The organism is Vagococcus sp. WN80Y, assembly GCF_059621045.1.
This window is the reverse complement of record NZ_JCAQHY010000109.1, coordinates 1-15,399: the sequence shown is the minus strand read 5'-3', so window position 1 is coordinate 15,399 and position 15,399 is coordinate 1. Positions and strand designations below refer to the sequence as shown.

15 protein-coding genes and 2 pseudogenes are annotated in these 15,399 nt (G+C 41.1%); 2 read left to right on the top strand and 15 right to left on the bottom strand.

Annotated features, from left to right (window positions below; all coding sequences use genetic code 11):
* Window positions 1–994: 994 nt before the first annotated feature.
* Window positions 995–1,780 carry a TraX family protein gene (locus AC5KOD_RS04160; protein WP_496913274.1) on the top strand — a complete coding sequence of 262 codons (786 nt, stop codon included), beginning with the start codon at window positions 995–997 and terminating at the stop codon, window positions 1,778–1,780.
* Window positions 1,781–1,924: 144 nt separating this feature from the next.
* On the opposite strand, the pseudogene tnpC reads toward AC5KOD_RS04160, so the two are convergent.
* The 4 genes and pseudogenes from tnpC to AC5KOD_RS04140 all read right to left on the bottom strand — a co-directional run bounded on the left by tnpC (window position 1,925) and on the right by AC5KOD_RS04140 (window position 3,953).
* Window positions 1,925–3,129: pseudogene (gene tnpC / locus AC5KOD_RS04155) on the bottom strand (IS66 family transposase).
* A gap of 14 nt (window positions 3,130–3,143) precedes the next feature.
* Complete coding sequence (locus AC5KOD_RS04150) at window positions 3,144–3,356, bottom strand: transposase domain-containing protein (protein ID WP_496913273.1); 213 nt, start codon at window positions 3,354–3,356, stop codon at window positions 3,144–3,146.
* A gap of 76 nt (window positions 3,357–3,432) precedes the next feature.
* On the bottom strand, window positions 3,433–3,789 hold the full coding sequence (gene tnpB, locus AC5KOD_RS04145; protein WP_496913272.1) for an IS66 family insertion sequence element accessory protein TnpB: 357 nt from the start codon (window positions 3,787–3,789) through the stop codon (window positions 3,433–3,435).
* Window positions 3,783–3,953: a hypothetical protein gene (locus AC5KOD_RS04140; RefSeq protein ID WP_496913271.1), complete on the bottom strand. Its 171-nt coding sequence runs from the start codon at window positions 3,951–3,953 to the stop codon at window positions 3,783–3,785. The genes tnpB and AC5KOD_RS04140 overlap by 7 nt, the downstream gene beginning before the upstream one ends.
* Before the next feature lie 309 nt (window positions 3,954–4,262).
* Here AC5KOD_RS04140 and AC5KOD_RS04135 point away from each other — a divergent pair.
* Window positions 4,263–4,859: pseudogene (locus AC5KOD_RS04135) on the top strand (recombinase family protein).
* Between the two features lie 37 nt (window positions 4,860–4,896).
* Here the strand turns inward: AC5KOD_RS04135 and AC5KOD_RS04130 are convergent.
* The 11 genes from AC5KOD_RS04130 to AC5KOD_RS04080 form a co-directional block, all read right to left on the bottom strand.
* A complete protein-coding gene (locus AC5KOD_RS04130) occupies window positions 4,897–5,190 on the bottom strand; it encodes a recombinase family protein (RefSeq protein ID WP_496913270.1) in 294 nt (97 codons plus the stop codon).
* Window positions 5,191–5,207: 17 nt separating this feature from the next.
* Entirely contained in the window at window positions 5,208–5,780 is a 573-nt protein-coding gene (locus tag AC5KOD_RS04125; protein WP_496913269.1) for a recombinase family protein, read from the bottom strand.
* 14 nt (window positions 5,781–5,794) lie between these two features.
* A complete protein-coding gene (locus tag AC5KOD_RS04120) occupies window positions 5,795–6,133 on the bottom strand; it encodes a hypothetical protein (protein ID WP_496913268.1) in 339 nt (112 codons plus the stop codon).
* A 24-nt stretch (window positions 6,134–6,157) separates the two neighbouring features.
* Entirely contained in the window at window positions 6,158–6,709 is a 552-nt protein-coding gene (locus AC5KOD_RS04115; protein WP_496913267.1) for a hypothetical protein, read from the bottom strand.
* A gap of 29 nt (window positions 6,710–6,738) precedes the next feature.
* Window positions 6,739–7,458: a hypothetical protein gene (locus tag AC5KOD_RS04110; RefSeq protein WP_496913266.1), complete on the bottom strand. Its 720-nt coding sequence runs from the start codon at window positions 7,456–7,458 to the stop codon at window positions 6,739–6,741.
* Window positions 7,459–7,497: 39 nt separating this feature from the next.
* Entirely contained in the window at window positions 7,498–8,118 is a 621-nt protein-coding gene (locus AC5KOD_RS04105) for a hypothetical protein (RefSeq protein WP_496913265.1), read from the bottom strand.
* On the bottom strand, window positions 8,115–8,954 hold the full coding sequence (locus AC5KOD_RS04100; protein WP_496913264.1) for a hypothetical protein: 840 nt from the start codon (window positions 8,952–8,954) through the stop codon (window positions 8,115–8,117). The genes AC5KOD_RS04105 and AC5KOD_RS04100 overlap by 4 nt, the downstream gene beginning before the upstream one ends.
* A gap of 88 nt (window positions 8,955–9,042) precedes the next feature.
* The gene (locus AC5KOD_RS04095) at window positions 9,043–9,732 is read right to left on the bottom strand and encodes an LPXTG cell wall anchor domain-containing protein (RefSeq protein WP_496913263.1); all 690 of its coding nucleotides are present in this window, start codon (window positions 9,730–9,732) and stop codon (window positions 9,043–9,045) included.
* Window positions 9,733–9,755: 23 nt separating this feature from the next.
* Entirely contained in the window at window positions 9,756–10,922 is a 1,167-nt protein-coding gene (locus AC5KOD_RS04090; RefSeq protein ID WP_496913262.1) for a hypothetical protein, read from the bottom strand.
* A gap of 61 nt (window positions 10,923–10,983) precedes the next feature.
* Window positions 10,984–11,697, bottom strand: a complete 714-nt coding sequence (locus AC5KOD_RS04085) for a S24/S26 family peptidase (RefSeq protein WP_496913261.1) — start codon at window positions 11,695–11,697, stop codon at window positions 10,984–10,986.
* A 20-nt stretch (window positions 11,698–11,717) separates the two neighbouring features.
* On the bottom strand, window positions 11,718–14,816 hold the full coding sequence (locus AC5KOD_RS04080; protein ID WP_496913260.1) for a hypothetical protein: 3,099 nt from the start codon (window positions 14,814–14,816) through the stop codon (window positions 11,718–11,720).
* Between the last annotated feature and the right edge of the window lie 583 nt (window positions 14,817–15,399).

Sequence of the window (15,399 nt, the reverse complement as noted above, 5' to 3'; positions counted from 1 at the left end):
ATCAGACGTCATGTCTAATATCGCTTCAATAGTCGCTAAAAATGGATAGAATCCAGCCGTAAATAAGCCGCTCGATGAGTTCTCATCTGCCCCTCTGTTAGTCGCAACTTAAAAAAGACTAGAAAAACAAGTCAAGGTTACGTATAATGAAAGGTGTTAGCGCTTCGGCGTTAGCCTATTGGTGCTTGATTAGTCAGGTTTGTTCTGATTGGTCAAGGCTTCATACTAACTCTGGGGTTCCCGCCCCGGAGATAGTAGCCAATGGTTTGTATGTAATTGTCTGGGTCGTTCCTAACGCCCACAGTGTACAATTAAACGAAAACGCTGTCAATACCTTTTTTTATTAAATAACATCATTTATTAAATTTCCTCTTCGTTAACGTCTGTGATTAGAAGGTTTTTTAGTAGAAAACTGTTATGGCTTACCTAAAAAAAGAACTCCATAAACGGAGGTGAACTGCCCCCATATGTTTTAATATATCATTACACTAGTATTGAAAAAAGCCCTCACTCTAAGAAGAGACATAATCAAGCTTCAACTGGACTATATTAGTGAAATTCCCCGTTTAGTTTCTAACTTACCACTTTTCAACTATTTTTACTTAATAAATAACTCATAAATGTACCTCGCCCCTATCACTACGACATTCTGCTAAAATTCACTGTCAAACTAATTAATATAACAAAAAAGAGTGGAATTGTACCACCCCAAAAGCTAAATCAAAATGCTAACGTTTTGGGGATAATTTTTTTAGGGCTAAATATAGAGTTGAAATTAAAACGAAAGGATGTCCAACAAACGAATGGTTAACTGGAAAGAAAATCTTACTCTGTTGTCTCACTCAGTTAATAGTGACATCTCCCAAAAAGAAAAAATTCACGTTATAAATTGGCAATTTGATTAGTACTCCATTTAATTAAATGATATACTAGTTCCATAATTAAAATAACTAGAGAGTCTCAGTTACAGTTCTCTGAAAGAAGGCAGTTAGCTTTGACAAAAAGATTATCCGCGTTTCACTTAAAACTCATTGGTATCGTCTTAATGGTGTTAGACCATATTCATCAAATGTGGGGAGCTGATCTTATCCCAATTTGGTTGACAATGGCTGGCAGAATTGTTGCCCCTATTTTTTTATTCCTAAGTGCCGAAGGCGTTCATTACACTAAAAATAGATTGACTTATTTGAGGAACCTTCTGATTGGCTATTGGATAATGTCGCTAATTAATCGATACCTTCCTAGGTTGTTGCCTAATGATAATATTATCTTAGTCAATAATATTTTTGGCACTCTTTTTCTGGCAGCCCTATTGATGATTACTTATGACTGGTTAAAGAAAGGAAGGCAGACTAAACAATATTCCTCTATTGTTATTGGAAGCTCTATTATTATTGGTTTGTTCCTATACTCTTTCATTAATTTACTTTTGATTGAGAGTGATTCCACGATTCAATTGGCATTGACCATGAATCTCTTTTTCCCTAGCATCTTCTTAGTTGAAGGCGGCCCCTTTTTCTTAGTACTGGGACTTGTTTTATATATAGTACGAGACCATCGCTGGAGGCAAATAGCAACATTACTTATAGCAGCTCTTCTTTCTACAGGATTCAATTTTTCTGGATTATTTTCTACCAATATTCAATGGATGATGATTTTTTCAGCCATCTTAATTTATTGGTACAATGGACAAGAAGGAAAAAAAATGAAATGGTTTTTCTATGCTTTTTATCCTGCACACCTAGTACTTCTCTATGTATTAGCAACTATAAGCTCCTAACGGCATAAAATATCTTGGCGATTATCAGTCATTCTGATTGTCACTAAGATATTTTGTAAGCGAGTAATTAAATGACGGGTACACAAATAACGAAACCCCCTTAATAATTGGGATACAATTCCAATTATTAAGGGGGTTTCGTTATTATTTACACTCTAATTGAATGCGGTCAGCCCAAGGAAGATAAACCTCTAATAATTTTGGCCGTCTAAAAAAATCTAGATTGGGCAATGCTTCAAATAAGTGTGTGAGATACTTAAACGCATTTAAGCCATTGGCTTTGTCTGTTTCAATCAACGTGTACGCCACGCAATTTGCTTTCGCTCCTGCGACACTTGTTGAAAACATGAAATTTTTCCGACCGATAGTCAGAGGACGAATATACCGTTCGGCCAAATTATTGAATAAGACTAGGCCTCCATCGTCTAAAAAAGACATCAATTCTTTTTTTAGTCGCTGCTTATAAGCATCGCAGTACCAAGTTTGCTTTTAACGATGACAGGAAAAGAAGACAACCATTCCCAAAACTCATTTAATAAGGGGAGAGACTGTTTGTGTCGTTGTTTTTTTCGTTCTGTCGGAGATAGATTTTTGAATTGTTTCTCCAAAACGAATAGCTGATCGCAATAACTTTTACCGACAGCTGCCATTCCACGTTCATCCCCAGCTTCAAAAAACTTCCGCCTTACGTGGGCCCAACAGGTGACAACTTCAAAGTTGTCCATATTCTGATAGGCTGAATAGCCATCACAATGAATATAACCTTGATAGGTATCTAACGCCTCTTCTAGATTGCGACGAGAACATGTCAAAGAAGAATAGTAATAAATGACTGGCTTAAGGCAAGAGTCAATTGTTTGAAATAACCAGATGCGCGCATCAGATGTTGCCGGACGACCGTCTGGTCGCTTCAAAATTTGATAGGGAGTCTCATCCGCATGAATGGCTTCTTCTTTATTTAATGTGTGACGTAGACGATTGTAGATGGGTTCTAACCAGTCTTGTGAGGAGCAGATAATCCAATTCGCTAACGTTTTACGCGTGACTTGGATACCGTATTGTTGCCATTCTTTTTCTTGACGATAAAGCGGTAAACTCAACTCGTATTTTTGATGGAATAACCAAGCGAGAACACTTGGACCGGCAAAACTTCTTTGTAAAGCGGGTTTCGGAGCTTGTGCTCGTTTAATGACATGTATGTCCGTCTTTCGACAAGCACTACATTCATAGCTATGCTCAATATAAACCTTCTTTTTTAATGAGGCAGGAATAAATTGAACTTCTTCAACGGGTAAGTCTTTAAGTAAAGCTGTTTTATGGCCCTTTTTCTTTTTACGTCGATAGGTAATTTCCTCGACGGTTTCTACTTCGGTTGGCTCCGCTTCTTGAAAACCTCTTGGTCTTCAAAGAGTGAAAGCTGACCGTCATTTGGTGTTTTTTCGCTAGAGGTCCCAAATAATTTTTGTGTCAAATAGGCAAGTTGTTCGTTGAGAAGTTTGTTTTGTTCTGCTTGTGCTTCAACTTGTGCTATTAAATGCTTATTCTGTTTAGTCAATACTTTTACTAATTCTTCCATCTAGCGTCACCATCCTTTTATTTTTAAAATTGTACCATAAACAAAAATAAAGCTAAACATAAAATTAGCTTTATCTTTAATTAATTTTACCTGGTTGCGATGGTCTTAAAGCCTTCGGCTGTTGAAGAGATAATCCTTCGAGAAGCCATCTTAACTCTTGACTAGTGAGTGACTTAACTTCCTCTGTCTTTCTAGGCCACTGAAGCTTACCTGACTCTAACCGCTTGTAAAGTAGAATAACCCCATTCTGATCCCAATACAATGCCTTAAAGCGATCTGTTTTACCGCCACAAAATAAGAATATCGCATCATCAAATAAATCTAAATTATACGTATCAGAAATAAGACTTGCGAGACCATCGATGCCACGTCGCATATCGGTTTTACCACACACAATGAAAATATGTTTAACCTGACTGTAATTAATCAACATGGTGTAGTTCTTTCAATATAGTGGTTAGCACCGTTGTAGACACTTAATTCTGTCTGATTAATTTTTAACTGACAGGCTAATTTTGGTTTCTGCGCCAAATTTGATGGTTGTGGTTTTGATGCATCCGTTAAGATAACTGGCACAATTGAGTTTTCTTTCTTCAATAATAGAACCTCCGTTTTAACTTGATAGTTCAAGTATAGACGGAGGTCCCTTTATTTTATAGCCGTGTTTTTATTACCCGCTTACCATATAGTGACATGGATTTGGCACTTCCTTTCAGTTTTAAATCGTCTCTCAGGCTTGATATAATGCGATTTAGAGTCTATAAGACTTGTCAAGATTTTTTTAAATCTTTTTTTGAACACTAGCTTCCCCCCATAAAAGAGGAGACTGATTCTATTTCCCCTTCCTATTAATATCCCTCGTTAGTTGATCATTTGTTAAGTCACCCACTAGCCTCTAAAATTTTAATGAAACAGGAGAGAGTTTTTATGTCAATTATCGGTTATATGCGTGTTAACACTCATCATCAAAAATTTGATTCTCAAGAACGAGCCCTTAAATCCTATGGGGTTGACTATCTTTATAAAGAATTTGAAAGTGGGCGTAAGCCTGTTCGAACTGAGCTGAACAAGGCTCTCACCGCCTTATAGCCGGGTGACACCTTTGTGATTTTTAAATTGGACCGACTTGCTAGAGGAACGAATCAATTATTACAGCTACTTAAAAGCTTTGAAGAACGGCAAATTAATTTTGTCAGCATTCAAAACAACATCGATACCTCTACTCCGATGGGTCGCTTTTTCTTTACTGTCATGAGTGCCTTTGCCGAGATGGAGGCGGCGTTAATTCGGGAACGCGTTACCGCCGGCTTAGAGGCGGCTAGAGAAAAGGGAACAACACTAGGACGACCCAGTCGAACCCTAGAGGTCAATCAAGCCATCAAGTTGTATCTTGAAACTGATTTATCTGTCAGTACCATTGCGAAACAATGCCACATCTCTGCTCCAACTCTGTACCATAACCTAAGAAAAAGACCGATTCCGTGCCGATCTGCCTCTAGTTAAAAATGGTAAGAAGTCCATAAATAATTCTCTGTCACATCTAATAATGATTCAGACGTAACTGATGACTCCAACTCATAATCTCGACTTGCTTCTTTTGAAGTTGCGCAAACCGCCTTTTTATTGTCTTAAAGTCTTCCCCAAACACATGCACACTGGCTATCACCACTGTATCTCCTGGGACAAGCTGATTGGCCAGTCGCTCAAATTCTGCTTGTTTCCCTTTTCTTTTAGGCTCAATAAAAATCGCCTCACAATTATAATCTGAGACGATTTTTAATTGATCATTAAGAGGTAAAGGTGCCTGTTGTCTGACATACCCATATATCGCCATCACATGCCTCTTTCTTATTAAGTTGCCTTTAGCTCGGCTCTATTTTTGGCGCCCTCTTCTTGTTGCGTATACTTATAGACACTTCCCAATGAGACGCCACACTCCGTGGCAATTTGGCGCATGGACCATTTTTGTTCATGGTATAAAAAACTGATTCGGTCAATGATTTGATCATCAATCGTCGGACGGCCAATCACGCGGCCTCCTTGACGGGCAAGGTCAATGTTTTCTTTCATCCGCGTACTTCGACACCTTGCGTCTGTTTCTAATAAGAGGTTAAACACCTCGTAAAAAGAGGGATTGGTGGAGGTATCGATTTGATCGTCTCTACTAATAAACCGAATCGTCTTTTCTTGGAATAGGGTCATAAGAGGCTTCAAGCCACGCAATCCTTTCCCAAATACTTGCAGCGTCATCACGATGACCTGATCGTTTGCTTGTAAGATTTCTAGTAGCTTGGCTAATTCACTTTCCTCTAACAAGGAACTATTTTCAATAAATAATTCGTCACAATTATAGGCCATGAGGCACTTAACTTGTTCGATTTCATTGTGAGGAAATCCTTTTCTTACATATCCATATACTGTCATTGGTCACAGTCCTTTCAGTCTTTCTTCGTATCTAATTGACCCCTTGTCGTGCCTGTATCAATCGGATGAGTGAGCACGTCTTGTAGTTCACGATGAATGGTGGTAAACTCTTTGATCTCGTTATAAACGGGCTCGGGCACGATCATTCGCTTGAAAAATCGATTGTGTCTCACCTGTGACAACAATACCTCGTCGATCTCCCCTTCTATGAACCGGCGTAAACGAGACGAATACTTGAAGTCATACCACCCATCTGGATACCGGTCTTGATACAGGTGCCACGTCCAATCCAGTCCTTTTAGTGACTCTTTGAGACGGTCATATTCCTCATAAGAGAGTCGTTTTTTCTTCATGATTGTCTTTCCTTTATTTCCAATTTATGGCTCATCTTTGCTCGATGTCACCTGCTTCGTATATTTATGAACGGTTCCTAAGGACACGCCACACTCAAGAGAAATTTCTCGTAGGGTTTTCCGTTGGGTCTGATGAAGGCGTTGAATCCGTCGAATCGTTTGACGCTCAATCGTCGGCCGCCCTCCGACAATGCCCTTAAGCTGAGCCTTCTCTAACCCAATACGAGTTCGCCAGCTAATGACTTCTTTCTCTTGTTTGGCCAATTCATACAGAAATTCTAAAAAAAGGGCGGAGGAGCTCAATGGGTTCTCCATAATGTCAAACCTGATCTGATGATCGTGAATTAATTGAAGGGCAGGAAGTAGCTGATTTAACTGTAGGCCCATACTTTGATACGAGACGACCACAAGGTGTTGATCTTTATGAGTCAGTAAAAACGCTTCAAACTGCTCATAATAATCGAGGTGATGAGTCGCCACAATGACCTCCTGACAGTGGCCTTGTTGCATTAATTGGTGATAATCCGTGTCTGAGGACGATCGAACGGTATACCCTATCACGGCAGGTGCCAGCATCTGACTGTCCTCCTTACGTTTTCTTTCATTTAATCCTCTTCTCTCATATCTGAATAAGTAAAATAAACCAACAGGATCGTGGCAGCTAAGCCAATCAGTCCTTGAAGCCACAGACTCTCTGTGTAATGGCGGGCAATTTGTAGCCCTAACATGGTCATCAAAAAAGTCCCTGCTAGCCATAAGACCTGCTTGGCCTGTTTGACCTGTTGACTGATTCGGTAGACGGTTCCTCTGGAAAGATGGTAACGTCTGGCGGTTCGTCTAATGGAGCGATTGGCAACCAACTCACTGAACACTTGCCAATACAGTCGTCTGCCATCGGCATCTGAGGCTAGCCCACGATATAGCTGACGATCGGCCTCACTTTCGGGCTGAATGCCAATAATTTTAATCTCTCCTTTAACGTGTTGCGGAATTTCCTGCATCCACTTCATTAAGTGAACCCACTCTGTTACCTGAATCCTTGGATACGCCAAGACCTCTAGCTCGATCCCTCTTTCTACTAGCTCATCTAAAAAAGTCAGCCACTCCTCAGGTTGATGGCTAATATCTGCCAATCGAAACAACAGAAGCTTGTCGCCTCTTCCGCCCATATCTAGGGCTTCTGCCAAGGTGGGGCGCTCTTTCCATGATGTCTCTGCTCGCTGTTTCACCTCATGAAAAAACACGCGGGCTCCCTGTTGTTTCAACTGGTCATGATAGGGACGCTTTTCTTCTGATGAGGTGACGCAAAAATAACCAATTTTCATCGTTTATAGACTCTCCTATCTCACTCTGACCCTCCCTCATTAAGGCCCCTCACTTAATGGGGCTAGGGTCTCATCTATCTGCTTCAACTTCCCTGACGTCGGGGTCACGCCCTGCCACCATGCTTGGCGATACGCCTCCTCACGAACCGTAATCGCCTCAACTTTCATGACTAACTGAAGGCGATCTTGGGTGACCATATTAGGGCCTCCTTTGAGAGTGGTAAATAACGTCGTCTGGTTCGTTGGACTGAGGGGCGTTAATCGTTTCAGATAGTAATAATACCCATCGGTTCCTTCTTGCCACTCACTCGAATTTAAATCGACCACCACATCAGAGACAGTCACCTCTTTAAGAACGGTCGCCTTGTCTGTCAACATCGGATGAAGCAGCACACGAACAAATAGGTCTTCGTCTCCCTGATTATGAACCTTCACCGTTCGTGGCACTGTGGTTCCTGCGGGAAGATTCGTCGTCGTCGTTGATCCTGTATCTATCAAGCCCACTTTTAAGTCACCAAGTTCATTAAGTTGTGGACTAAGCTGTTGGTCCTTTAAGTAGGCGTTCGTTTCTGGAAACGAGACACTGAGGCATAAGAGATACGTGCCCAATAAAAAGACTAAGGTCAGCTTAAGTGGGAATCGGCCTTTTTTCCACATCATGCTCCACCTCCTATCACGGTTTCATAGCGATCATACACGGGATTCCCCGTCACTTGAGGGATACGCCAATCGGCATAGACGCCTTCATTGACTTGCCCTCCCTCTGCTTGAACGTCTACTCGGTACAAACTGCCTTTGAGCCAGTTAGGGGCATGGGGGTCTAAGCGCACCTGATCGACCAACACCGTTGTCTGGTCCCCTGGTTGAACGGCTTGAGAATAAAAATAATACCCTTTTCCACCTATCTCTTGATACAACCAATACCCACTCAGAGGCGGCGAGGCGGGATCGATGATGCCCCACGTATAAGCCAAATAATTAAGAGTCGCTGGCCGACTGATTTCTGATTGGCGATACTTGTAAGTACTCATGGCGTTTGTTTCATAATAAACCAGACTATCTGGGGTGTACCGACCGTTAATCTGCCAAGTAGACGGGCTATCTCGCTTCACCTCTGGCAAACTGTCTAATCCTGTATACTCCGCTAAATGGCCATTGCCTGACTGATCAGTGGTGTCAACAGCCAAGGTAAGCAAGACCTCTTCCAAACTCACTCGAATAAACGCAGGTGCCTCTCCGATGTTTTTAACCGTCACCTTTGGAGAAAGCGGGGTCGTTTGAGTCAAGGTATTCCCTGATAACGCCCCTTGTACCGCTAATCGAATATCTTTTTCTCTCGGACTCTGCATGTGATTGTGTAACCACTTAGCATAACTGGTCCAAGCAAAGGTCGCATTAATCAGTAGGACAAAGGTGATAAGGGCCATAAAGCTCCCAAAGAACACTTTATTCTTGGGTAACGATAGCCCCCGTACTGTTCGTTGTTTTCGTGTCATAGTGACTCACTTCCTCCTCATTATTCCACAGTTTCATCAATTGACTCCGAAGCATCAATTCATGAAACCATACAATCGTGTCGTATGGTTAAGGTCTTCTTTGATAACGTCTGGTTAGATAAAGAACAAGACTTATCAGTAACACTCCCATGCCAAGGCCTATCAGTAGCCAGCGCCATTCTTCCCCTGTTTGAGGGAGCAGCGGGCCCGTGGGCTGCTTCTTTTTAGGTGGGGCAGGGTCTGTTTCATTGGTGGCATAAAAAACCCAATAAAAGTCCGCACTGCTAGGGCGTTGCCACTCTTCCTTTGGCAGGTCACTGGAGACGGTGAACGTCGCAGTCAACTGACCGGTTTCTCCTGTTGCATAGGTCCCTAATTCTACTGGTAACTGATAAAGCGGTGAGGAGGGCGTGCCTGCTAGGTCTCCTTCATACACCGTTTTTCCTGCTAACTCTAAGGTGACGGTCATCGCTTTTAAAAGATTCACCTGACCACTGACGGCGTCTGCTTTCATGTCCATCCGTAAGGTATAGCTCCCCGCTTGTTGGGCATAGTTGCTAATGGTGATGTCTTTTTTAAAGGTCAAGCCTGGTTTAATATCCGTGTGCGCCACAAAGTATTTCCCATCTTCGCCAACTTGTAAGCCTGTGTCATCCCCCACAATAACCCCCTTAGGAAGGATCTCCGTCGCTGACACGACAGAGGCCCCTCCTAAAAAGAGTCCTATTAGAAGGCAGAAGACACGGATGATCAGCCTGATTCGTTGATGATTTGGCATTCTTCATGCCCTCCTTTTAGTGGTTATTGAGCGTCTGCGATCGTCGCAAAGTACACATAGATGGGGTCTGTTTTCGTTAAGCCCCAACCGCCAGCGCCTTTTCCAGCTTGGGCAGGGTCAACAGCGGCTTCCATTGATTCTAAATAAGACGGAATCGCTTCTAAGCCCACCCATAAATCATAGGCAGCCATGCCGTAGGTTTCATCCGTTCCAGCCGCTCCAGGAAACGTCACTGATTGTAGCACAGAGCTGTCCGTTGTTTGACTTGGTTCTAATTTTTTCGTGTAGTAGAAATAACCATCAGTGGCATTGTAGAACCAATCTTTAGCCGCAATGCTTGCTGGATTTGTGCCAACATTGGCCATCGCAAATACGATGCTGCCATCTAGATTAGATTTTGTTGGATCAGCTGGTTTGGTTGCGGTGGTTCCTAATTTAATTGGATCGCCTGCCCAGTTCGCCTCAGCTGCGGCATCTAACTCTTGACCGTATCCAAAGTAATTCAAATCGCCCCCTTTAGCTTGGGTCTTAAAGTCATATTGATTGGTAGCTAATTTAACACTTGTTCCGACAACTTTTTGCGCGACTTGAGCCGTATCAGCGGCAAAGGTACCTGAATAAACCGGGATTTGTGTCGAGCTGGTGGTAAAATCAAAGTTTTTAGGGAACATCGCTTTTTTCGCTTCACGCACATAAACTAACGCCGTTTTGGTGCCATTGACATAGAGTTTATAGCCCACATCTGAGGCTTGTTCTTTAGTAGGAGCGGCGCCATCAATTAACAGATTGGCGGTCTCATCTACCCAACCAGCCCCTGTGTATTCTGTGTGGTCAATGATGACAGGGAATTTAGCATTAGCTAAGACGTCATACCCTTTTGTTAGGGCGCCATTTTTTAATTTATGTAGCATCTCTTCAAAGGAAATCCGCACAAACACGTTACTATCAGAGGAATTAACCACGTTTACCTCTTTGTTTAAGGTTCCTCCTGGTTTCACTTCTTTGTCTGGAAACTTCTCTGAAATCGTGACTTCCCCTGTTTCAAACCCACGAGATTGCATGTGATTTTGTTTCCATTCGGTGTAGCTCGACCAAGCAAATGTGCCTGCAAGTAATGTGACGAGCGCTAACACCGATAATGCCACAATTGCTTTTTTCTTTTTCTGTTTATTTTTTCCATAAAAATTCATTGAAAAAAACCTCCTATGTTCTGTTTTATTTTTTTATAAGCTCACGTGGAGCGTTATAACACTAGTTAGTTTGACGTCCTTTGGACGTTCTACTTTTTCGTTTCTTGGAAGAACGCTGATAAGCCTGTCGCTCAACCTGAGGAATGCTTAAATAATATTTAATGGTGGTGATCACTAAAAAGAGACTGCTGATTAACACCACTACCACTACTAAATTATCTCGAACAAATTGAATCATCAGGCCCACATTGGCAACATGGCCAATGACCTTGCCCACTACTTGTGTGTGCTGGATCGGGATATCCGCGTTATTATTCGCGTCTCCCTGTGTGGTCAGTCCCGCCACCTCTTCTCCCTTTTCATTCATCACAGGGGTGTCGCTCTCAATCACTCGGTGAGTCAGATAGGCGTCCGTGTTCCCAGCTACGGGATAAAAGGTGATAATGTCTTTAGGCTTCAACGTATCCGGTTTGACTTGTTTCACTATGATCATGTCTCCGGCATTAAAGCCGTCTGTTAAGTCGGGCTTATCAGGATGGGCCGCCATTGAATTCGTTTTGACTGTCATAAACCGATAGCCATAAAATGACTTTTCTGGCGAATCGTTGAAATTAAACAGTAAGGCTCCTAGTAAAATGGACAAAAAGATCACATAAAACAAGACATTCCAGACAAGAGCTAAGAAACGTTTCCCCATGGTGGGCGGCAGCTCCCTCTCTTTCGAGCTTTTTCGTTTATGAGGCACTCGTTTTGTCATGATGGCATCATTACTCATTCCGTTCTCGTCCTTTCTGTTTACGGCACAATGGCATAATCACCTGTTTTACCATAATTCCATCCATAATAATCAGGGGACGAGGTGCTGGCAATACTTGGTGTTAGGTACATCGTGACCCAGACCTCATCCTGTGTTCGCCCATCAAAGATGAGCTCACCTGTTTGAATCGCTGTGCCAGAATGAGTCGGTTTTGTGGGACCTGTGGTTAATTCATAACCACTCAAGGTATAATACTCAGGCGCAATTGACTCGAGTAAGACATACCAATGATCGACTGACATCGTGAGCTTAAGTTCCGCGTAATCCCCATGAATCCCAGCCTTAGCGGGGCCAGTTAAATTAAGCTGTTGACTCGTCGTCGTTGCGCCACTGATAGTCGGTGTATTAAGGGTGCGACTGCCCCCTACTAGACTGGTTGGCACGACAATCTCAGGATTGGGTGACTGGATAACCCCTTGATAATGAATCTTAACGGGGCTGTTTGCCACCGTTGCCGTTACTTTTACTTCTGTCGCCCTACCTGTCGCGTCGGTGTAGATAAAGGTCACATTCGGAACAGTGGTAGTGGTGGTGACAGCCCTTAAATCAGATTGACTCGTTGCGGTCAGGCTCAGCCCTTTTGTCGTCCCATCAGCGCCTTTCGTCAGCGGTGTCAGTGACGTGTCTGTTTGCGGTTGTTTAACAAAATCATAGACGGTCGCATGAGAAGAGGTCCCTTTAGCGGGTGCCCAAGCTGCTTTTAACTGTGACTCAGCTGTCGCAACGTTGGCTTCATATAAAGGAAGGTCGTAATCATCGGCGTAGATCACCACGTCATTAGCCACAGCGGTATTCGGATTTGTGACAAACACCCAAATGCGGTTTGCAACGGTGGAAGAGCCTTTGTATTGTATATCTAGGGGATAGGGTTTAGCAACTGTTGCATTTTTTATGGCGTCTACTTGTGAAACATTAGAGAATGTCACTTTAGTATCATCATAAATCCCTTGAGAAGCATCTTCCACAACTGTTGTACTCTCTGATTCCCATGCCACGACCTTAGCAAGCTCTCGAATTTTTTGATTATTTGCAAGTTTACCTGCTTTAATATCGTCAAGAGGTATGCTGAAATTATGAGCATCTAACATGCTTTTATCTTTAATAATAGTCTCATCTGTAATGTTACTAACTATAGAGGATGTAGAAGAGGCTTGCTTTTGACTATCTGTCACAAAAAAAGTCACAACTTGGGGCCCCACTGTCATTTTATTATAGCCTAAAGATTGCCAATCTATGTTGTTTCCCGAAATATCTGCTAGTGTCTCATTGTCGGAATTGTATGATATTTTATATGGGTTTAAATTAATTCTATTATCTAACCACGTCTGACTCTTTTCCCCTGAAATAGCGTTAGCACTAAAATCATATTGATCATATACAGAAACATCTTTTAAAAGTATTTCTTTTAATGCATCTTCAGATAAATTATTATTTATTTGAATAGTATCAGGAACGTATATTAAAGGACTATAATCAGTATTTTTTTTAATTTTACCAGAAAAGACGGAACTAAAATCGATATCTGGACGAATTTTATTAATCCATCCTTGAGCTGGTGGAGAGGCAAAGCTACGTGAAGTAGAGGTGCCAGCAATCCAATATTGATCGTCAGGTTGTTGTTCTAAATAATGTAAATTTATTTTCCCATCTGCTACTGCAATTGTTGATACTGATTCTACTTGAAAGTTACTATCTAAAATCCCTATAACCATATCATTGTCAGATACCCTATTCTCAAATGAACCAATTGCTTTTGATATTTGTCCAAAAAAAGTATATTTATTGCTGTTCTTTCGAATCTGAACATTACTCCCCTGAGGAAACATGGCCACTGTTTGAATATTCGTTTTCCCTGTAGTGGTTAGTGTCAGTTTTTTTAAAGCATAGAAAGTACCTTGTTTATTGGTTATTGGGCTATCGTCAAAATAATAGTAATTGTTTCCGTCAGAAATCTCATCTAATACTTTTAATTTCGTTTTAAAGGGCGCATGAATATATTCTATAACGCTACTGCCATCACTACTCCATTTTACTATCATTTTTCTATAGATGTCTAACCTGTCATAAAGCCGAAAATTAACGATACCAACATACTGAGTATTATTCCCATTTTTATCTGAGATTATTTTTATAGATTCAAGATCTTGTATAAACTGCAAAGAGTCTCTATTTGTCCAATTTTTAGACTCTTTCGGGTCTGAAAATCCAGCATATGCATTACTCCATGAAGGCACTGGGAAGTCCCAACGTGATGTTTGCGTATTTCCACTAATTCCATAAATTTCAAAATAATTCCATTTGGAAGGGGCTGTCCCGAAGGAATTTCCCCCATATCGAAAAAGTTGACTATTATAAAAAATCGAATCTACTTTAACTAAACTACTTGTTAGGTAATTTGAGTTTGGGGCACTTGGTCCCAGCCCATTCTCATTGTAACCGTTAATAGATACTTGACCACTATTTTTGTTAATTATATAAAATCTATTTGTTTGCTCAGTGGTTGATGAGGTGTTACCGTATGCGTAGTTACTTAGATTCGAGCCATATGGAATTAATTGTGAAGGATCAATTACATATGACCCCTTAATCGGTATAGCGTTTGATTGACTATAAAAATAACTTGGTGAACTAAAACTAATATTATTAGTTTTAGACGAGTTCACAATCATTGCTTTAGGAGAAAAATGAGAGATACGATTCTTGTACCAATTAGCAAAATCTGATTCATACGTTAGCAATACGGCTTGATTAATACTATTAATTGAAAATCCATAAACTGTATCATCATAAGCTGTCATCGTAGAACCAATACCTAATTTATTATAACCTGTTGTCTTTTGATTGCTTTGTACCATGTTTTTTGTAAATGATGGTAGCTCTGTCTCAACTGAAGATGTTGAATCTTTTGGTACGATAAACTCTTCAGTCGTACCAGGAGCCAGTATAATTTCACTGGTTGGATTAGCAAATAGTCCTTCAGTGTTCAAGTCATTTGTTGATTGAATAAGTAGTAGAGATAATAGAGTAAATAATATTATAACCCCACTACCAATCACTATTTTCTTGTGTTTTTTCATAATACTCTCCATTATTCTCCTGTCTGTATATGATTTAATGCATTTTAACTGTTTCGCTCTTACGTATCAAACTGAAGTGTAACACCCTTAAACTATTTTCAGTAATTGATTGCTGTGATTCATTTACACGTCTTCTACTAACACCGAGGTGATTTATGTCATATAGTCATTTATCATCAGAGGATTGCGGTAAAATTAAGACCTGGTTATCGTTATCCTACGGACTTCTCAATCTGAAATAGCGATTCGTTTAGGTCAACATCCCTCAACATTTTCAAGAGAGTTTACACGTGATTCCGAGACAAGAAAAGCTAATAGTGCGACTAATTTAGCACGCGTGAGAAAAACAAATTATGACACCACTACCAAAGCGATGATCCATTACGTTAGAACCACTAAGAAATACTTGGATATGAAGTAGTTACCTGAACAAATTTCCCCATTCTGTACGGAGTATTAAAATTTGTCTAAACGTGGTGTATCAGCTTGTTTAGCAACGTTTGTAGAGCGAAAGACACGGAAATACGTTGCGATTAAGATGGCGAATCAAGACTCCCATTGTATGTTGAAAGCAATGAAACAG